General features: G+C 64.4%; 20 protein-coding genes. 8 read left to right on the top strand and 12 right to left on the bottom strand.

Going from position 1 to position 19,739, the window contains the following annotated elements; translation table 11 throughout:
* Positions 1-9 precede the first annotated feature (9 nt).
* Positions 10-2,757, bottom strand: coding sequence for a caspase family protein (locus AC1RRC_RS12965; protein WP_493055882.1), 2,748 nt, complete (start codon positions 2,755-2,757; stop codon positions 10-12).
* A gap of 160 nt (positions 2,758-2,917) precedes the next feature.
* Positions 2,918-3,799: a LysR family transcriptional regulator gene (locus AC1RRC_RS12960; protein ID WP_493055881.1), complete on the bottom strand. Its 882-nt coding sequence runs from the start codon at positions 3,797-3,799 to the stop codon at positions 2,918-2,920.
* Positions 3,800-3,900: 101 nt separating this feature from the next.
* Here AC1RRC_RS12960 and AC1RRC_RS12955 point away from each other — a divergent pair, with 101 nt between their 5' ends.
* From AC1RRC_RS12955 to AC1RRC_RS12940, 4 genes are all read left to right on the top strand, one after another.
* Positions 3,901-4,524 (top strand): glutathione S-transferase family protein, encoded by a 624-nt coding sequence (locus AC1RRC_RS12955; RefSeq protein WP_493055880.1) that lies wholly within the window; start codon positions 3,901-3,903, stop codon positions 4,522-4,524.
* A 7-nt stretch (positions 4,525-4,531) separates the two neighbouring features.
* Positions 4,532-5,158: a LysE family translocator gene (locus tag AC1RRC_RS12950; RefSeq protein WP_493055879.1), complete on the top strand. Its 627-nt coding sequence runs from the start codon at positions 4,532-4,534 to the stop codon at positions 5,156-5,158.
* A 136-nt stretch (positions 5,159-5,294) separates the two neighbouring features.
* On the top strand, positions 5,295-5,510 hold the full coding sequence (locus AC1RRC_RS12945; RefSeq protein WP_493055878.1) for a hypothetical protein: 216 nt from the start codon (positions 5,295-5,297) through the stop codon (positions 5,508-5,510).
* 58 nt (positions 5,511-5,568) lie between these two features.
* Entirely contained in the window at positions 5,569-5,991 is a 423-nt protein-coding gene (locus AC1RRC_RS12940) for a hypothetical protein (RefSeq protein ID WP_493055877.1), read from the top strand.
* A gap of 92 nt (positions 5,992-6,083) precedes the next feature.
* Here AC1RRC_RS12940 and AC1RRC_RS12935 read toward each other — a convergent pair whose 3' ends face one another.
* Positions 6,084-7,058, bottom strand: coding sequence for a GlxA family transcriptional regulator (locus AC1RRC_RS12935; RefSeq protein WP_493055876.1), 975 nt, complete (start codon positions 7,056-7,058; stop codon positions 6,084-6,086).
* A gap of 109 nt (positions 7,059-7,167) precedes the next feature.
* Here AC1RRC_RS12935 and AC1RRC_RS12930 point away from each other — a divergent pair, with 109 nt between their 5' ends.
* The 3 genes from AC1RRC_RS12930 to AC1RRC_RS12920 all read left to right on the top strand — a co-directional run bounded on the left by AC1RRC_RS12930 (position 7,168) and on the right by AC1RRC_RS12920 (position 8,605).
* Complete coding sequence (locus AC1RRC_RS12930) at positions 7,168-7,779, top strand: cysteine hydrolase family protein (protein ID WP_493055875.1); 612 nt, start codon at positions 7,168-7,170, stop codon at positions 7,777-7,779.
* 225 nt (positions 7,780-8,004) lie between these two features.
* Positions 8,005-8,220, top strand: a complete 216-nt coding sequence (locus AC1RRC_RS12925) for a hypothetical protein (RefSeq protein WP_493055874.1) — start codon at positions 8,005-8,007, stop codon at positions 8,218-8,220.
* Positions 8,221-8,278: 58 nt separating this feature from the next.
* Positions 8,279-8,605 (top strand): hypothetical protein, encoded by a 327-nt coding sequence (locus AC1RRC_RS12920; protein ID WP_493055873.1) that lies wholly within the window; start codon positions 8,279-8,281, stop codon positions 8,603-8,605.
* 123 nt (positions 8,606-8,728) lie between these two features.
* Here the strand turns inward: AC1RRC_RS12920 and AC1RRC_RS12915 are convergent, their stop codons facing one another.
* From AC1RRC_RS12915 to AC1RRC_RS12880, 8 genes are all read right to left on the bottom strand, one after another.
* Positions 8,729-9,106 (bottom strand): GFA family protein, encoded by a 378-nt coding sequence (locus tag AC1RRC_RS12915; protein WP_493055872.1) that lies wholly within the window; start codon positions 9,104-9,106, stop codon positions 8,729-8,731.
* Between the two features lie 13 nt (positions 9,107-9,119).
* Positions 9,120-11,474, bottom strand: a complete 2,355-nt coding sequence (locus AC1RRC_RS12910) for a TonB-dependent receptor (RefSeq protein WP_493055871.1) — start codon at positions 11,472-11,474, stop codon at positions 9,120-9,122.
* Positions 11,475-11,576: 102 nt separating this feature from the next.
* A complete protein-coding gene (locus AC1RRC_RS12905; protein WP_493055870.1) occupies positions 11,577-12,188 on the bottom strand; it encodes a redoxin domain-containing protein in 612 nt (203 codons plus the stop codon).
* 18 nt (positions 12,189-12,206) lie between these two features.
* Complete coding sequence (locus AC1RRC_RS12900; protein WP_493055869.1) at positions 12,207-14,405, bottom strand: protein-disulfide reductase DsbD family protein; 2,199 nt, start codon at positions 14,403-14,405, stop codon at positions 12,207-12,209.
* A 143-nt stretch (positions 14,406-14,548) separates the two neighbouring features.
* Entirely contained in the window at positions 14,549-15,439 is an 891-nt protein-coding gene (locus tag AC1RRC_RS12895) for a DMT family transporter (protein ID WP_493055999.1), read from the bottom strand.
* 218 nt (positions 15,440-15,657) lie between these two features.
* Entirely contained in the window at positions 15,658-16,407 is a 750-nt protein-coding gene (locus tag AC1RRC_RS12890; protein WP_493055868.1) for a helix-turn-helix domain-containing protein, read from the bottom strand.
* Positions 16,408-16,481: 74 nt separating this feature from the next.
* Positions 16,482-17,309: a 3-methyl-2-oxobutanoate hydroxymethyltransferase gene (gene panB, locus AC1RRC_RS12885; protein WP_493055867.1), complete on the bottom strand. Its 828-nt coding sequence runs from the start codon at positions 17,307-17,309 to the stop codon at positions 16,482-16,484.
* Between the two features lie 2 nt (positions 17,310-17,311).
* A complete protein-coding gene (locus AC1RRC_RS12880; protein ID WP_493055866.1) occupies positions 17,312-17,749 on the bottom strand; it encodes a PaaI family thioesterase in 438 nt (145 codons plus the stop codon).
* A 116-nt stretch (positions 17,750-17,865) separates the two neighbouring features.
* Here AC1RRC_RS12880 and AC1RRC_RS12875 point away from each other — a divergent pair, with 116 nt between their 5' ends.
* Entirely contained in the window at positions 17,866-18,657 is a 792-nt protein-coding gene (locus tag AC1RRC_RS12875; protein ID WP_493055865.1) for an AraC family ligand binding domain-containing protein, read from the top strand.
* A gap of 16 nt (positions 18,658-18,673) precedes the next feature.
* Here the strand turns inward: AC1RRC_RS12875 and AC1RRC_RS12870 are convergent, their stop codons facing one another.
* Positions 18,674-19,666 (bottom strand): DMT family transporter, encoded by a 993-nt coding sequence (locus tag AC1RRC_RS12870; RefSeq protein ID WP_493055864.1) that lies wholly within the window; start codon positions 19,664-19,666, stop codon positions 18,674-18,676.
* Between the last annotated feature and the right edge of the window lie 73 nt (positions 19,667-19,739).

Below are 19,739 nucleotides of genomic sequence, written 5' to 3'. Positions count from 1 at the left end.
TCCGGGGTCTTACGGCAGCTTCGTCAGCTTCGCATCGGCCAGCACCAGTTGCTCGACGTCGAAGAAGCGCAGGTTGCCCGTCACGATGGCCTGGCGCTGGCCCATCAGCTTGCGCGCGGCGTCGCGGTCGAACGGCACGTCGATGGCGACGTCGCCCACTTTCACGGAATAGGTCTGGGTATCGGCGTTATAGCCGACCAGGTGGGCCAGCGCGCTGTAGGGCGAGGTCCAGTTGCTCATGCGCTTGTGGTATTCCGCGCTCGATTCAAACTGGTCCTTGACCAGCTGGTTCGCTTCGCGGATGTCCGGCAGCGCCCACAGCTTGGCCACGTTGTCGGTGCCGATCGTCACCAGGCGGCGGCCGTCGTCCGAGAACAGGGCGCCGGTGATCGCATCGAGGTGGCCTTTCAGGTGGCCGATGGCGTCGCCGTTTTCCAGGCTCCACAAGGTCAGCAAGCCGGTTTCCGTGCTGGTCACGAACAGGCCGCCCTTGGCCGACATGTAGGCGCTGACCTGGCCCGGCATGCGCGCCAGCGGCGACAGGGTCTGGACATCGACCAGGCGCACGCCTTCGGCGCCCTTGACGATGGCGCGGCGGCCGTCCGGCGACACGTGCAGCAATTCCGCGCCGGCCAGGGTCGACAGGCGCTTCAGGTTGTTCATGTCGAACACGTACAGGTTGCGGTCGCCGGCATTGACGAACAGGCGCGAACGGTCCGGCGAAAAACGATAATTGCGCACCGTGATGCCATCGCCCAGCAGGGAGCCAACAAAATTGCCGCTGGCCGTATCCCATACCCCCAGGTGCATGACCGCGCCCAGTTCCTGGCGCGCGCTGCGCAGCACATAGGCCAGCAAGCGCTTGCCGTCCAGGAAGAAGTCGGCGAACTGCGGCACCGGATTGCCATCGCCGAAATTGAAGCGGCGCACACTGTCGCCATCGGACATGCGGAAAATCACGGCCTTGTCATTGGCCGCCGCGCTCATCAGGAGAGCGCCGTCGCGGGAAAAGCGCGTCAGCGCCACCGGGTCCCAGTGGTCGCTCATGCGCGCCACCTTGCTGCCTTTTTCGCTGTCCCACAGCTTCATCGCGCTGTCACGGCTGCCCCAGGTCAGCAAGCGGTTGCCGGCCGGTGCAAAGTCAAAGCGCGGTTCGCCGTCCACGCTGTCGAGCTTGGCCATGCGCTGCCCGCTTTCCGCGTCGTACAACAGGAAGCCTTCTTCCCGCGTATGGATGACGAGGCGGCGGCCGTCCGGCGACAAGCCGGCTTTCGCGATGCCGGCCGGCAGGCCGGTCAACACTTTCGGCGCCGCTTCCTGGTGCAGGTCCGTGATGGTGACCTTGCCGTTGTCGGCCAGGCCCAGCAGGTAGCGGCGGTTGGCCGACATCGACGAGACGCCGTAGCCGGGTTCCGTCACCGTTGCCATGCCGGTGTCGGTATTCCACACGTGCAGGGTCTTGTCGCCGGTGACCAGCGCGAAATGGTGGCCGCTGGCGGAAAAGCCGCCCTGCGCCGCGCCGGACTGGATCGCGAAATTGCCCGCCAGCTGGTAGTTTTCAATCAGCTTGCGTGGAATCAGCGTTTGCGACGCGTTGCGCGCCATCGCACCCACGCGCGGCGCCGGCACGGCGCTGACGACCGGTTGCGATTGCTGCTCGGCGGTCGGGTTGAAATAGAAATTGCCGGTAATCGACGACATTTCCCACGGCGTTTGCTTGCCTTCCGATTCCGACAGCACGCCTTCGCGCACACGCTTGAACACGTCTTCGACTTTCACGCCCGGTTCCGCCATCGCGGCCAGCAATTGCGCCGTATACAGCCCATTGGCGCCGCTGCCATCGGACGCGGTGGAGCCTGGCGAGGTCGCATACGCCACCAGCGTGCCTTTCGGCGTCGAATCCATGCCCGCCAAGCCACGCGCACCGGAGCGGAAGCTGCGCGCGAACGGGTTGTCGCGGCACGCATCGAGCACCACCAGGTTGATGCGGTTCTTCGCCGTGTCCATCTTTTCCAGCACTTCGTTGGCGTTGTAGGCGCGCGTCGCCAGTTCATCTTCGCGCGCGATGTTGGCGTCAACCGGCACCAGGTAATTGACGCCCTTGGCCTGGATGCCGTGGCCGGCGTAATAAAACAGGCCGACACCGCCGTTTTTCAGCTGGTTGCCGAATTCGCGCACCGCCGACATCATTTCTTCCAGGCTGGCGTTTTCGCGCTTGATGACGGTAAAGCCCAGTTGCTGCAGCTTGATCGCCATGGCGCGCGCATCGTTGACCGGGTTGATCAGCGGCGAGGTCTTGTAGCCCGAATTGCCGATCACCAGCGCCAGGCGCTGTTCGGCGCCCATCGCCACGGTTTCCGGCCCGGCCGGGGCGGCGGGCGCCTGCGCGTCCGGGCTGGCGGGCGTGGCCTGCTCCGCGCCGGCGGCCGCGGTGGCTGAGGCGCCTTGTGCCGGCAATCCCGGTGTCCCGGGCGCCGCCGCGCCGCGCATCAGCGCCGATGGCGACAGCGTCGGCGCCGCCAGCGCTTCCTTGATACGGGCCTGGCGCTCCGCTTCCGCCTTGGCGGCTTCGATCGTGCCGGTGGTGGCGTCGCCCTTGGCGGCGTTCGCCGCCGCGATGGCGGCCGCGACTTCCTGCTTCAGCTTTTCGGCAGCCGACATTTTTTGCGCGGTCTGCGCGTGAACGGGAAGGGCGGTCAGGGCCAGCAACGCGCACGCGGCAGGCAAGCCGGTACGCACGAACGATTTCAGGGTCATGGTGTATCTGGGGAAGGCGCCACGTCGGGCAGGCATGGCAAGGCTTACAAGTCTGGAACGGCTAACCCCCTCACTCTAAAGGGTTTTTTGGCGTGTAGCAATCATTGTTGCATTGCATAGATGATATGGATGTAGTTAATTTGACACTTCACTTGGTACATCAAGCGCCAAAACGCTCCACCACAAACTCCACAAAACTGCTGAGCTTGGGCGTGGCCTGGCGGTCGCGCGGGTACAACAAGTGCATCGGCCGTGGCGCCGGCATGTAGTCCGGCAGCACCGGCACCAGCCTGCCGGCCGCGATATCGTCCGCCAGCACCACTTCGGCCTGCATCACCAGCCCCAGACCGGCCAGCGCGGCCTGGCGCAGCGCCGGCCCCTGGTTCGAACGCAGGCGCGATACCGGCAATGGCGCGCCGGGCCCCATGCCTTCCAGCCGCCACCGCACGTCGCGCCGCCAGTGCTGGAAGTCCAGCGAATCATGCCGGTCCAGGTCGGCCGGGGTTTGCGGCGTGCCGCGCCGCGCCAGGTAAGCGGGGGACGCGCAGATCACCATGCGCGTGGGCCGCAGCGGCCGCGCCACCAGCGCGGAATCTTTCAGATAACCGATGCGGATCGCGGCGTCCAGGCCATCTTCCACCAGGTCCGACAGGCGGTTCGATAAATCCAGTTCAACGCTGACGTCCGGATAGCGCGCCAGGTAATCCGCCAGCGCGGGCGCCAGGCAGTGGCCGCCAAAAGCTGCCGGGGCGCTCAGCTTGATGATGCCGCGCGGCGTGGTGCGCATCGCTTGCGCGCCGGTTTCCGCCGCGGCCACCAGTTGCAGGATGTGGCGGCACTCGTCGCAATAACGCTCGCCGATTTCCGTCAGGCTCAGGCTGCGCGTGGTCCGGTGCAACAGGCGCGCGCCCACCAGTTTTTCCAGCGCGGCGATATGTTTGCTGACCATCACCGTGGAAATGGCCAACTGGCCAGCCGCCGCCGTGAAACTGCCGGCGTCCACCACCCGCACGAACACTTCCATGCTGCGCATCTTGTCCATGATTATTAATTACCAGTTCACGATGTTGTAAATAGTACGGGATTTATTCCTTTTCGTATCGATGTGATACTGGGTGTCCCATCCCCCTCATCGTTGACGCCATGTTGAAAATCCTTGGTAAAGCCCCGTCGATCAATGTCCGCAAAGTGCTGTGGACCTGTGCGGAAATCGGTCTGCCGTATGAACTGGAAGAGTGGGGCCTGGGCACCGGCCGCGCGACGGCCAGCCCCGCCTTCCTGGCGCTCAATCCGCACGGACTGGTGCCGGTGCTGGCCGATGGCGATGCCGTGCTGTGGGAATCCAATACCATTTGCCGCTACCTGGCGGGCCGCCACCAGCGCACCGACTTGCTGCCGGCCGATCCGCTGGCGCGCGCCCACGTGGAAAAGTGGATGGACTGGCAAGCCACGGACTTGAACGCATCATGGCGCTACGCGTTCATGGCGCTGGCGCGGCGCCATCCCGATTTCACGGACAGCGCGGCCATTGCCGCCAGCGAAGCCGCCTGGAACCGCCAGATGGCAACGCTCGATGCCCGGCTGGGCGCCACCGGCGCCTTTGCGGCGGGCGAGTCCTTCACCCTGGCCGACATCGTCCTGGGCGTCTCGGTGCAGCGCTGGCTGGCCACGCCGATCGCGCATGCGGACTTGCCCGCCGTGCGCGCGTACCACGAGCGGCTGCGGCAGCGTCCCGCCTTCATCAGCCACGGCTGCACCCATCCCTGAGCCGCCCATGTCATTTTCCCTTTGGTTGGCCTTTGTCGCGGTCGCGCTGGCCGCGACCTTCAGTCCCGGTCCCGGCGTGCTGCTGGCGATATCGACCACCTTGGCCTTGGGCGCGCGCCGCACCTTATATAGTTCGGCCGGCAATGCGGCCGGTGTGTTTATTGTGTCGTGCATCGCGGTCAGTGGCGCCGGCCTGCTGTTTTCGCGTTCACCGGCGGCCTTCACTGTATTGAATGCAGGCGGAGCCGCCTACCTGGCGTGGCTCGGCATCCAGCAATGGCGCCAGGCCGGGCAGGCCGGCGCGCCAACCCTGTCAACCCGTGCAGTCGATGGCAGCCGCCGCGCCGTCTTCATGCGCGGCCTGGCGGTCGCCTGCAGCAATCCCAAGAGCATCCTGTTTTTCACCGCGGTCTTTCCGCAATTCCTGCCAATGCAGCAGATGACCGGTCCCCGCTTCCTGCTATTGAGCCTGACGTTCGTGGCCTGCATGTTTGTATCACACGTGACCTACGTGCTGGTGGCTGCCAGGGCCGGAACGCACCTGCTCAATGGCGGCGGCATGCGGGTTCTGCGGCGATTCATGGGCGCTTTGTTCGTGCTGATGGCGGCTGGTCTCCTGCTTACAAAGCTGTAAGCAATTTCATCAATTGTAAGCACGTGTAAAGACCGTCAACGGCGGTGTTCCGGGGCCCGTTTTAGGCTCAAGTGACACGGACAAGTGCACGAAACGAAACCAGCCACGCAGCACCCTACGGAAAGAGAACTGAACCATGAAAAAAATCACCGCCGTTCTGATCGCCAGCCTGTTCGCCAGCGCCGCGTTTGCACAGTCCCAATCCTCCGCACCGGCCACGCCTGCACCAGCAGCCCCGGTAGCCAAAGCCGAAGTCAAGGTGGAAGCCAAGCCGGAGGTGAAAACCGAATCCAAAGCCGAAGTCAAAGCAGAAACCAAAACGCAGGAAGTAAAGCCAGCAGCAGCCAAGTAATACAAATATTCGTTAATACCAAATAAATCGTTTATATCAAATTCAAGGAAAATATATCATGACCAAGACCATCGCTACCCTGATCGCCGGCCTGTTCGCTACCGCAGCTTTCGCCAATTCGCCAGCACCGGCCGCCGCGCCAGCCGCCACCGCAGCGGCGCCGGCCAAAGCCGAAGCCAAAGCAGAAGTGAAGGCTGAAGTGAAAGCGCCGGTGAAGGCCGAAGCCAAGGACGCCAAGGCGGAAGCCAAAGTGGCGGCCAAGGCCGACACCAAGGAAGTGAAGGCCGCGGCGAAGGAAGAAGGCGCGAAGAAGGAAGCGAAAGTGGAAAAAGCAGCGGTCAACGGCAAGGAACACAAAGCCAAGGAGCACGCCAAAGCTGACACCAAGCCAGCCGAAAAAACCGCAGCCGCTCCAGCACCAGCCGCTGCACCGGCCGCAGCGCCAGCCGCCACCCCGGCAGTCGCCGCCACCACCAAATAATCTACACCCCCTCCTCGAAAGCTCCTGTCACGGCAGGAGCTTTTTTTATTTGAATTCCAGGTGCAGGGCCTTCAGGCCGGGCATCTCATTATTCACACGCTGCGGAACTGCTTGCGGTACGCCGCCGGCGACACCCCGAATTTAGACGTGAAATGCTGGCGCAGCGATGCCGCCGAACCAAAGCCGACCAGGTCGGCGATATGGTCGATGGCCTGGCCGCCGGTTTCCAGCAAGCGCTGCGCGGCCGCCAGCCGGTAATTGATCAGCCATTGCGCCACCGTGGTGCCGGTCTTCATCTTGAAGCGGCGGGTGAAATTGCGGCGGCTCATGGCCGCACGTTCGGCCAGCGTATCGACACTGATCGGCTGCGCCAGGTTGGCGATGGCCCAGTCAAGCGCCTTGCTGAGCGGATCGCTGCCGCTATTTTTTGGCAACGGCTGTTCGATGTACTGCGCCTGGCCGCCATGGCGCACCGGCGCCACCACCATGCGGCGCGCCACCCGGCTCGCGACGTCTGCGCCGTGGTCAACGCGCAGCATATGCAGGCAACAGTCGATCGCCGCCGCCGTGCCGGCCGACGTCAAAATATTGCCATCGTCGACATACAGCACTTTCGGGTCCAGCTTCACCTTGGGGTATTTGCGGGCGAAATCGTCGGCCCACACCCAATGGGTGGACGCCGTGTGGCCATCGAGCAGGCCCGCTTCGGCCAGCACGAACGCGCCCAGGCACAGTCCCACCATCCGCGCGCCGCGCGCATGGGCGGCGCGCAGCGCCTGCAGCAGTGGGGCGGGCGGCGCAACGTCAGGATCGGGCCAGGCCGGGACGATCACGGTATCGGCTTGCGCCAGCGCCGACAAATCGCGCTCCACCACGATATCGAAGCCGGACATGGTGGCGATCGGGCCAGGCTTTTCGCCGCACACCACCAGCCCGTAGCGGGGCACGCCCAGGCGCGACAAATCGTCGCCGAACACCATGCAGGGGACCGACAAGTGGAATGGGCTGATGCCCTCGAATGCGACCACCGCCACGGTGTGGGCGGCGTCAGGGGATGGATTCAACATGGCCCGATCCTAGCATATGTTGTCTTGCCCGCCGCTTTCCCGCCTGCCGCCGCAAGCCGATACTGCATCCAGTTCTTCCACTCATTGTTCACTCACACAGGAGCCCACCATGCACCACCCAACCTTGCGTACCCTGTCCGGCGCCAACGCGCCCACCGCCATCGAAAAAGCCCGCACCGCGCTGCTGGTGATCGACTTCCAGAACGAGTATTTCGACGGCAGGCTGCCGATCCCGGATGGCGCCAACGCACTGCGCAATACGCGCAAGCTGGTTGACCATGCCGACCAGCATGGCATCCCGGTGTTCCATATCCAGCACGTGACGCCACCGGGCAGCCCGATCTTCGCCGAAGACAGCCCGACCGTCCTGCAGCACAGCGGCCTGGCGCCCGCGCCGCACCACGCCATCGTGAAAAAAACCATGGTCAGCGCATTCCAGGGCACGGATCTCGATGCGCGCCTGAAAGCGGCGGGCGTGCAGCACTTGCTGATCACCGGCCTGATGACGCATATGTGCGTCAGCGGCGCCGCGCGCGATGCGGTGCCGCTCGGTTATAGCGTGCTGGTGGCGGACGATGCCTGCGCGACGCGCGATCTCGATACCGGCGACGGCACGGTACTGCCGCACGCGGCGCTGCACCGCGCCTCGCTGGCCACCATCGCCGACGCCTTCGGCGCCATCCTCGCCACCGAAGAAATCCTGCGCCTGCCGACGGTGTAAGCGGCCGTTCTTCAGGATTTCAATGCAGGCCGCACCGGGCGTTATGCCGGTGCGGCCTGTTTGCGTTGACGCGCCAATTGTAAGCAAGCTCATCAATTGTAAGCACGTGTAAAGCCCGTCAACGGCGGTATTCCGGCGTCCGTTTAATGCTCAAGTGACACAGACAAGTGCACGAAACGAAGCAAACACATACAAGCAAGCACATCACAGAAAGAGAACCGAACCATGAAAAAAATCTCCGCCGTTCTGATCGCCAGCCTGTTCGCCAGCGCCGCGTTTGCACAGTCCCAATCCGCCGCACCGGCCACGCCTGCACCAGCAGCCCCGGTAGCCAAAGCTGAAGTCAAAGCCGAAGCCAAGGCGGAAGTGAAATCCGAATCCAAAGCCGAAGTCAAAGCAGAAACCAAGACGCCGGAAGTCAAGCCAGCAGCAGCCAAGTAATACGAACAATCGTCAATACCAAATAAACCGTTTATATTAAATTCAAGGAAAACATATCATGACCAAGACCATCGCTACCCTGATCGCCGGCCTGTTCGCTACCGCAGCTTTCGCCAACTCGCCGGCGCCGGCCGCCGCCCCTGCAGCGGCCGCAACGCCAGCTGCTGCAACGGCGAAAGTCGAAGCCAAGGCGGACGTGAAAGCGCCGGTAAAAGCGGAAGTGAAAGCGGAAGCCAAAGACACCAAGGTTGCCGCCAAGGCCGATGCGAAGACCGAGAAAACCGCTACGCACACCAAGCATAAAGCCAAGGAAGCCAAGCCGGCTGAGAAAGCCGCCGCGGCGCCAGCTCCGGCCGCAGCGCCTGCCGTAGCCACCACCAAGTAATCCGTAGGGCGGTTTTCGCGGGAGCGAAAGCCGCCATGCGTGCGGTACCGGGGTGCTTGCATGGCGGCTTCGCCTTTGGCGAAACCGCCCTACGCATTTTGCGCCGCGTATGTCTTTCAGAGCTTACCTGACCGGCAACCACGTCGGTTTGGTGTCCACGTGCAGTTCTTTCCGCACCGTCCCCGTATAGGCGGGATCAAGCGTCCCCAATGTGACCGCGATGCGGTCTTCCGACTGCGTACTGCGCCAGTACAAGGTCGAACCACACACCTTGCAAAAGCCGCGCCGGCCATGGTCGGACGACGCGTATTCCGTCACCAGCGCTGCGCCCCGCTCAAACGCAAACGTGGCGCGCGCCACATTCGCATAGGTGCCGGATGCCGCGCCGTGCTGTTTCTGGCACATGGTGCAATAGCAATGGCTGGTGTCCCGCACCGGACCATCGGCCCGGTACGCCACGCCACCGCACAAACAGCTGCCGTGCAACACATCATCGCTCATCTCCGCCTCCCGCTCAGAATTTCGCCGCGACGCTGACACCGATGGCGCGCGGCGCCACGCGGTAACCCTGCACGATCGACGCCACCTGCGGGTGCTGGATCACGGTATCGTTGTCGAACACATTTTTCACGTACGCGGTGAACTTGTAGCGGTCCACGCTCAAGCCCGCGCTCAAGTCCGCCGTATGGTATGCAGGGCGGTCATAATCCGTGCTGGCTGGGTTCAGCGAACCCTTGGACGCGCCCACCCACTGCACGCCGCCCGCCACGAAGGCGCTCTTGTCGCCAAACAGCGCAAAGTTGTATTGCGCGCTGACGGCCGCGTTATATTTCGGCACGCCCTGCACCTGCGCGCCGCGCACCGCGCCCAGCACGCCGTTGTTGATGCCTTCATCGTTCGACAATTCCGCCTGCACATAGCCGCCCGAGGCGGACAGGGTCAGGCCGGACACCGGCTTGGCCTTGATGTCGAATTCGAAGCCCTTGCTGACGGCATTGCCCGCGTTGGCGTTATACGTGTAGGCGCAGGTCGGCAGGTAGACGCCCTGCTGGATGTTTTTCCACTTGATGTAGAACGCGTCCGCATTCACGGACAGGCGGTTGTTGAAGAAGCGCGATTTGCTGCCCACTTCATAGCTCCACAGGCTGTCCGATTTATAGGTTTCCGGGCCTGCCGCCAGGCCATTGGCCTCCAGGTCTTCGCCGCAAGTGGTCGGCGGCACGAACACGTTGGAGCCGCCCAGGCGGAACCCTTTCGCCGCCGTCGCATACACCGTGTGCTGCGGACTGACTTCCCACGTCACCGCATACTTCGGCGTAAAGGCTTTCGACGACAGGCTGGTGCTGCTGTTGTTGCCCGCGCCCGCCAGGTACAGGCCATTGCGCTGGTCCAGCGTGGAATCGCCCTTCAGGTAGCGCGCGCCCACGGTCGCATGCAGCGACGGCGTGAAGTAGTAATTCACTTCGCCGAACACCGAGCTTTGCTTTTCACGGTAGCGGAACACGCCCTGGAACGAGTTATCGCCGGGGAAGGAGCCGCTGTTCCAGCCCGGCAGCAAGTCCGGGTCCGGCGTGGCGTAGCCAAAGCGGGCAAAGGTTGCGTTGACGCCGAAGATCGGGTCGTTTTCATCGATGCCGGTATGCTGGTTCGAGACATACAGGCCGCCCAGCCAGGTCCACGGCGACACTTTTGCATCGTACGGACGCGACGCCAGGCGGAATTCCTGCGCCACCTGGCGCACGCGGTTGTTGATCAGCACCGCCGACGGCAGGCCGGCAATCGCCTCGATCAGTTCCGGCGGCGCATTGCCGCCATCATCAGTCGAGGTCAGGAACGTCGACAGCGAATAACTGTTGTAGGCCGAACCGTTCTGGATGCGGTCGAACTTGCGCTTGAAGTAGCTGGTGCTCGATACCAGGTCGGCCCAGCCCAGGTCCCAGTTCACCGCCAGGTTGGCCGTCTGCAGCACATCCTTCGACGGCTCGCGCACCTGCTTTTGCGCCTGGTAAGGGGGCAGTTCAAAATTGAAGGCAGCGATATCCTTCGCATCGACCTTCTGGTAGTAGAACGACGGCGTGATGGTGACCGTGCGCAGCGGCTTCCATTTCAGCGCCAGGCGCAATTCCTGGTCGTCGATCTTGTTGATATCGTTGGCCAGCACCTTGCCCGCGCCATCGACCTGGTCGATAAAGCCGCCGGCGCGCTGCGACTGCACGCCGATGCGCAGCGCCAGTTCATCGTCGATCAGCGGGAAGTTCGCCACCGCGTTGGCCGAATAGCTGGTGCTGCCGCCTTTCAGCGCCGACACGTCCGCGTAGGTGGTGAATTCGCGCTCTTTCAGGTCCGGCTCATTCGGCACGAACTTGATGGTGCCGCCCATCGAGCTGGCGCCATACAAGGTCGCCTGCGGGCCGCGCAGCACTTCCACCCGGTCGATGTCGAAGAACTTCGGTTCCACCGTACCCATGGTGTACACATTGCCCACGGTCAGCGAGACGTCGCCCAGGTAAATCCCGACGGTGGCGGCGCCGGCGGCGGAACTGATGCCGCGGATTTCAATGTTGGAGGTGCCGGGACCGGCGCCGCCGTTGCCGGTGGCGGCGGTAAACGAGATATTCGGCACCACCCGCGTCAAATCCGTGAAATCGGCCACATGCTGCGATTGCAGCTGCGCGCCGCTGACCGCCGAGATGCTCATCGCCACCTTGTTCGGGTCTTCCTTGCGCTTTTGCGCCGTCACGGTGACCACCTCGATCTGGTCAGACTGCTGCTGGGCCCAGGCGGCAGGGGCAATGAAGGCGCTCTGGGCGCAGGCGGCGGCGATGGAATACGCCAGGACGGTAGGGCGGAGATGGCGGCGAACAGGCATGGAGGCTTTCCTTGGTCGAAGTATTAACTTTGTGTTTTAACAATCTCCCATTGTAACCATGCCCGTTGCCCTGCGCACTGTGCCGGCAATATAGTCGGCACGTCAGCCGTATTTCACCGAGCAGCCATAGGGCTGCGTCACCGCCTTGCTGACCGGCTTGCCCGCTTTGACTTCATCGATGGCCTGCGTCACGTAATTGGTGGCGCCGGCGATATCGGCTGGATTGGCGCTGGCCTTGCTGTCGATCGCGCCCGCATACACCACCTTGCCGGCCGGGTCGATCAGGTACAGGTGCGGCGTGGTGCGCGCGCCATAGGCCTGGCCGATCTTGCCATCATCGAGCACGATGGCGGTCGCCGATGCCTTGGTTTCCTTGGCCCAGCCATTGAGCGTGGCCGCGATGGCGGGGTCCCTGGCGCCCTTGGCGCTGGTGCTGACCGATAGCCACACCACGTCCTTGCTGGCCGCATGCTTTTGCGTCGCCGGGATATTGCCGCTGTTGTAGTGCTTTTTCACGAACGGGCAATCCGGGTTGACCCATTCCAGCACCACGTATTTACCCTTATAGCTTTCCAGCGACACGGTTTTGCCTGCCGTATCGACGCCGGAAAACGCGGGCGCCACCTGGCCCACGGTGACTTGCGCCGCCGCCGTGCCGCTCGCCGCCGCCACCAACCCCGCGGCCACCATCCATGCTGCCGTCATCCTTTTCATGCCATTCGCTCCTTTGCGTTAAATGCCGCCCAGTGCGGCCCTGACTTTTTCCACGGTTAACAATTCGGACAACACTTGCGGCTGTCCGTCTTTCACGCCATACAGCGCATACACCGGCACGCCGCTGCGTCCCAGTTGCGCCAGTTGCCGCGTGATCGCGGGGTCGCGCCGCGTCCAGTCCGCGCGCAGCAGCACCACCTGGCGTTTATTGAATTCCGCCATCAGCGTTTTGTCGTTCAACACCGTGCGCTTGTTGAACTGGCAGGTGACGCACCACGCCGCCGTAAAGTCGACAAACACCGGCTTGCCGGCCTGGCGCGCCTGCGCCACCGCGTCGACGGACCATGGCGCCCATGCTCCGGGCGCCAGCGCTTGTCCTTGCGCCTGCGCCGGTCCCGTGGCGGCGTGTTCCGCCTGCAGCAGCGGCCACACCTGGCTTATTGTGACGGCCAGCACCAGGACGCCAGTGGCCGCCAGCACGGCGCGGCCACGGCGGCTTTGCAGCGGCGTGTGCAGCGTCCAGCAGGCAAAGGCAAGCGCCACCAGCGCACCTGCCATGCCGGCCATCGCATCGACGCTGGTTTGCTGTCCCAGCACCCACAGCAGCCACACCACGGTGGCGAACATGGGGAACGCCATCATGGCCTTGAAACGCAACATCCAGGCGCCCGGTTTCGGCAGCAGGCGCGCCAGTTGCGGCGACAGGGCCGCCAGCAGGTAAGGCGCCGCCATGCCGAGCCCCAGCACGGCAAACACCGCCAACGCGCGCGGCGCCGGTTCCGTCAGCGCCACGCCCAGCGCGGCGCCCATGAAAGGCGCCGTGCACGGCGACGCCACCGCGACGGCCAGCACGCCACTGAGCGCATCGTCGAGCAGCGGATTTTTTGCGCGGTAGCCGGCCACGCTCCCCGGCAGCAGCGCGCCGAATTCAAACACGCCCGCCAGGTTCAAGCCGATCAGCGTAAACAGCGCGGACAGCGCCGCCACCACGGCCGGCGACTGCAACTGGAAGCCCCAGCCCAGCTGCGCGCCGCCGGCGCGCAAAGCCAGCAGCAGGCCCGCCAGCGCGGTAAACGACAGCACCACGCCCGCCGTATAAGCCAGGCCACCCGCCACGGCCTTGCGGCGCTCACCCGCATGCTGCGTAAAGCCGAAGATCTTCAGCGACAGTACGGGGAAAACACAGGGCATCAGGTTCAACAACGCGCCGCCGATCAAGGCAAACACTAGCGACAACAGGAATGCCGGCGGTGCCGTATCGGACGGCGCCACCGCAAGCGGCACACCGGTGGCGGGGGTGGCAGCGGCTGTGCCGGCAAGACCGGCGGACGGCGCACGGGGCGCCGCATCCACCGCCGCATGCGGCGTCCCCTGTGCGGAATTGGTGCCGGCGCCCGGCCAGCCGCCCGCGACGGGCGCCGTCACGGCCCAGCTGCCGGACTGGCCTTCCAGCGCCAGCACGGCGCGCAACGCGGCAGGGCTTTCACTGCGCTGCGCCGACAACGGCACGCGCACGCTCAATACGCCGTGTTGCCATTGCTGTTCCGCCTTACCGGCGTAATCAATCACCCCGGCATCTTCCGCAAAGAATTGCAGCGGCTTGCCGTGCGCCGCCGGCGGCAAGCCGCGCACTTCGAACGCCAGCGCATTGCCCTGGACCCGCGCACTGGCGCCGGCGCCCGCCACCGTCACCGGTGTGGCGGCGTGCGCTGCATCGAACTGCGCCCGGTGTCGTGTGACAGGGGTGTTAACGGGCAACTCCAGCGTGAAGTCGCCCGATTCCGGCAAGCAGATTTCCTTGCAGACCAGCCATTCCGCATGCAGCGCCACCTTGAGCGCCGCGCCGGTGTGGCTGGCAGGAACGGTGATGGACACGGGCAATAGCACCTGTCCCTCATAGCCATAATTGACGAGCGGCCCCAGCGGCAAACGCTTCGGCGTTGGCCAGGCAATTTCCGCTGCCGTGAAGCCCGGCGGCAAAGTCCAGCTCAAGGTGGTGGCTAGGCCGGAATCACCCGGGTTTTTCCAGTAGGTGTGCCAATGCGGCTGGTGCGCCAGCGACAGGCCCAGTGTCACCGGTTTGCCGTGCTGAATGCCTTGCGGAGCGTGCGCCAGCAATTCAGCGCGCACGTGTTCCGTGACGACCACCGCGCCGGCAGCCTGCACCATGGCAGGCAGGCAACAACACATTGCTGCAACGAACTTCGCTGTACGCACCCCGGGGCTCCCTGACGACGCTGGTATCCGCTTCGGAATATCGCCCAGAGCCGGGATTGATGCAACAACAATTAGGGAATCGCTTACAACGGAAACGATAATCTGGCGTCATCAGGTGAAAACCAAATTTATTTATACTGTTTTTAATCAGTCCGGTGCGCCCGCGCGCAGGCCACCACACCCGCCACCAGCAGCGCCAGCGCGGCGCCTTCGGCCAGGGTCGGCCAGCGCTGTTCCCACAGGTAGCCGTACAGCGTGGCAAAGACGGTTTCAAACACGATCATTTGGCCGGTCAGCGCCAGCGGCAGCACGCGGCTCGCATGGTTCCACAAAGCGTTGCCCACCACCGAGCACAGCACCGCGACGCTGGTCACCACACCGGCAAACACCAGCCATGCGTGCGCACTGTGCGGCGTTGCCGCCGCCAGCGAGGCGGGCACCAGCAACAGCGCTTCCGCGCCCGTCACCACGCCGGTCAGCAAGCTCCATTCGCCCGCCGTGACGCCATGCAACCGGCCCAGCCAGCGGCTGTTATGGACCGCGTAGACGGTCCACGACAGCAGCGCCCCCGCCGCGCACAGCAGCCCGCTCAGTGATCCGGTATCGCCAGCCGACAGGGTTTGCCAGGCGATGCAGCCCAATCCGGCCACGCTCAGCGCCAGCGAGGGCAGCAAGCGCCGCAACGGCGCATGTCCCTGGACTTGGGACTGGCGGTTGCCCAGCAAGGTCACCGCCACCGGCAGCAAGCCGATCACCAGCGACGTCATGGCGACGCCGCCGCGCTGCACGGCGTTGGCGAGGAACACGTAATACAGGATATTGCCGAGAAAACTCAGCCATATCAGCGCCCACCATTCGCGCCGGCTCAACTGTCCGGCAAGCCGCCGCCACGACGGCGCCACCAATGCGGCCGCCACCACGCCATACGCCAGGTAGCGCCCGGCGGACAATTGCACCGGCTCGAAATCCGGCGCCACCCTGGGTGCGATAAACACCAGGCCCCACATGGCGCCGGCGGCGATACCGGCGGCCATGCCGGACGTGTATCCCGGGATCGGCTGTCTCCGTGTCCGCGCGGCGGCAGCGGCAGCGTTGCCTTGCGCATGCGCTGCGGTTGCAGCGGTTGCTGCGGTTGCTGCGACGGCGGCGGAAGGGTTGCCCGGTGTGTCGCCGGGCCAGCGGGAATGGGCCATCGTGAATCTCCTGAAAACAGGGATTCTGGCCCGGGCGCGCGATGCATTCTTGTCGCGTTCTACTGCGCCTTTGCCGGTTTCTCCAGCATGCGCTTGCGGTAGGCGGCAGGCGTGGTCTCCATTGCCTGGCGCATGGCGCGCGTCAGCGCGCTCTGGTCGGCAAAACCCGCCGCCAGCGCAATGTCCGCCACCGGGCGGCTGTTGCCGGCCAGCCAGGTGCACGCGTATTCCAGCCGCTTTTGCTGCAGCCATGCGTGGGGACTGGCATCGAGTTCTTCGCGGAACAGCGCATGCAGGCGGCTGACGCTGACGCCGGCGCAGCGCGCCATGGTGTCCGTGCTCCACGGCAGGGCGGGTTCGCCCTCGATCCGTGCCAGCAGCGCCGCCAGCCGCGACGCCGGTTGCGGCGCGATCAGCGCGACCGTATCGAGCAGCAGCGGCAGCCAGCCCTGCAGCACGGTGGGCGCCGCTTGCTGGTCCGACATCATGCCGAGGTAGTCGATCAGCTTGCGGGCGGCGGGACTGAACAGCATGAACGGCTGCTCCAGCAAGCGTTGCCACGCACTGTGCGTCATCGTGGCCGCATCGACATCGAGGATCAGCGAACGGTTGCTGACGGCGCTGCATTGCGCATGCCACGCGCCGGGCGCCACCAGCGCGCCATGCAGCGGATCGAGCCTGCCCACCTTGCCTTCGATATCGAGCCGCACTTCACCGGCCACCGGCAACACCAGTTGCGCATAGCTGTGGCGGTCCGGATCTTGTAGCGCGCCGTAGCTGCGCTGGTGGAGGACGAGGGTGGGGGTCATGGCGCAAGGTGGGCGAAAATACCGGGCCGGAAACCGGGCCGGCTAACGCCATGAGTCTAGCATGGCCCCACCGATCAGAAACAGTGTTCCGCTGCCGGAAACGTCCCATCCTTGACCGCGCGAATGTAGGCCTGGAACGCCAGTGGAATCGAGCCTTGTCCCGCCAGGAAATTGCGGACAAACCGCGCTTTCTTCCCCGGGAACACATCCAGCATGTCATGCATCACCAACACCTGGCCGGAACAATCCGGTCCGGCGCCGATGCCGATCGTCGGAATCGCAAGCAGTGCGGTCATTTCCTTGCCCACCGGGGCCGGGATCGCTTCCAGCAACAGCATGGACGCCCCCGCCGCCTGCAACGCCAGTGCTTCCGCCTTGAGCTGCGCCACCGCTTCAACGGTCTTTCCTTGCACCTTGAAGCCGCCCAGCATATGCACATATTGCGGCATCAAGCCCAAGTGGGCGAACACCGGCACGCCGCGCTCACTGAGGAAGCGCACGGTCCCGGCCAGCCACGCGCCGCCTTCCAGCTTCACCATGCTGGCGCCGGCCCGCATCAGCCGCACGGCATTGTCATACGCTGCTTGCGGCGTGCCATAGGTGCCGAACGGCATGTCGGCAATCAGGAACGCATGCTGGTTGCCCCGGGCGACCGCCGCCGTGTGATACGCGATGTCGTCCAGCGTCACGGCCAGCGTCGTGTCATGGCCCTGGCAAACGTTGCCGAGCGAATCGCCGACCAGCAACAAATCCACGCCGCACCGATCCATCAGCGCGGCAAAACTCGCGTCGTAGCACGTGAGCATGGCGATCTTTTCGCCCGCGCGATGCATCGCCATGAGCGAAGCCAGGGTCACCGCCTTGCGCGGCGCCACGCCGCCGGATTGCAGGTAAGCGGCCATGGCTATTTTTCCTCTTTACCGTGCATCACCATGATGGTTTGCTGCATCAGCGCACACAGGGTTTCGCGGCTGCCTTTGATGGCGAAGACTTCCGCCTGCGTGACGATCAGGGTTTTGCCAGGGCGCATTACCTTGCCGCGCGCGATCAAGGTTTCGCCATCGGCCGGCGCGACCAGGTTCATCTTGTATTCCACCGTCAGCACCGAAGCCTGCGCCGGCGCCAGTGTCATGGCGGCATAGCCGGCGGCGGAATCGGCAATCATGCCCACCACGCCGCCATGCACATAGCCATGCTGCTGTTCAATGCCGTCCCAATGCGGCAACAGGATATCGACGCGGCCAGATTCGACCCGGCCCAGCACGGCGCGTATCAACGCCATGGCGTTTTGCTTTTCAAAGCTGTCATACACACGGGCATGCTGATGCGATGCTGGTTCCATAAAAGTCTCCTTGAACGATGTGACGGAAATTATGCCGTTACGCCTTCTCACGATATAGTTTGAAAACGACAGACGATTTCCCGATTCCGCCACGGGTGAAACCAAAGAGGCAGCTTGTGAAAAAAGCGCAGCACGTCCTGACGGCGCCCTACCGCGAAGACATTCCGGCCCGGATTGTCTTCCGCAGCGAAGAAATGCCGGCTGATGCCGTGTATCCATTCCACAGCCATGCGTGGGGCGAGTTCGTGTTTTCCTCTTCCGGCGTGATTGAGGTCAGAGCGGCCGAGGCAAGTTACCTGGTGCCGCCCCAGTACGGCATCTGGCTGCCACCCCATGTGGAACATCTGGGCCGGAACCGCCACAAGGCGCAGCACAGTTCACTGTACATTGCCGGCGGATTGTGCGGCGCCATGCCAGTCCAGGCGTGCGCGCTGGTGGTCACCCCCGTTATCCGTGAGCTGCTCGCGCATTTGTGCCTGCATCCGCCAGGATTGCCGCAGACGCTACAGGAAGAGCGTTTGCTGCAAGTGCTGTTCGACCTGCTGGCCGCCGCCCGCCAGGCAGGCACTTACCTGCCGGCATCCGGCGATCCCATGCTGTCTAGCGTACTGCAATTACTGGAAGCCAATCCCGCCGATCCCCGACCGGTATCGGAACTGGCCGCCTGCGCCAACCTGACGGAGCGCACACTGGAACGCCGCTGCCAGCGCGACCTTGGCATGACGCTGGTGGAATGGCGCAACCGCTTGCGCGTGGTGCGGGCCTTTGCCTTACTGGAGCAGGGGGATACGGTCGAACAGATTGCGTTCGAACTGGGTTATGCCACATCGTCCGCGTTCATCACCATGTTTCGGCGGCTGACCGGCAGTACACCCGATGAATACCGCAGGCATGGCCGTGGCATGTGATGCGGCGCCAGCCACCTCATGCCGCCCGCTTTGAGGTGGCCGCATCGCTTGCCGCCTGCGCGCCCGCCGTCGCCGCTGGCGCCGGTTTCAGCCGCGCCACCCCCAGCATCACCAGCGCCAACCCACCCAGCTGATACGCCGACAACGCTTCCCCCAGCAGCGCCCAGCTGGCCACCACGGTCAGCACCGGCCCCAGGCTGCCAAAGGCGGCCGCCTGCGCCGCGCCCATGCGCTGGATCGCCAGCGCCATCCAGTACACCGGCAAGGCCGTCGACAGCACCGCCATCAGCCCCGCGTTGAGCCACACGCCGGATGGCAGGGACGCCAGCTCGGACGGATGACCCGTCATCGCGTAATGCGCCAGCACCAGCACGGACGACGCGGCGCCGGCCAGCCCCGTCAGGCGCATCGAGCCGATGCGGGCCAGCATGGCGCCGGTGCCCAGGTAATACAGCGCATAGGTCACGGCGCTGGCAAACACCCACGCACTGCCCAGCCAGACCTGCGCGCCCTGCGTCGCGGCGCCCACGTCATGGATAAACGCGATGCCCAGTCCCGCGTAGCAAATCGCCATCGCCTGCGCCACGCGGCCGGATGGCAAGGTGCGGCGGGCAATCGCCTGGAACACCAGCACCAGGGTCGGGTACACGTACAGGATCAAGCGCTCCAGTCCGGCGCTGATGTATTCGAGGCCATAAAAATCGAACAGGCTGGACAGGTAATAACCGAACAGCCCCAGCAACAGGATATGCAACACATCCCGCGCGCTGAGCGGCGCCTGCGGCGCTTGGCTTTCCTGCGCCCTGGCGCGGCTGAGCCAGACCAGCCACGCAAACAGCGGCAGCGCAAACCCCATGCGCATGGCCAGCAAGGTCAGCGCATCGACCGGCCCGGCCGCATAGCCCAGCTTCACAAACACGGCCTTCAGGCTGAACCCGGCGGCGGACAGCACCGCATACAGGCGGCCGTCGTGCAGCCATTGCTGGAAAGGGGTGGACATGCGTTTCATGGTGGAATCTCCGTTCATCGAGCCTTATTTTGGCGCGAAGCGAAGTTCGCTAGAATGCTTGTTTCAGATACCC

The organism is Pseudoduganella sp. GW821-FHT12E03 (assembly GCF_058807115.1).
This window is presented reverse-complemented; position numbering and strand designations above follow the sequence as displayed.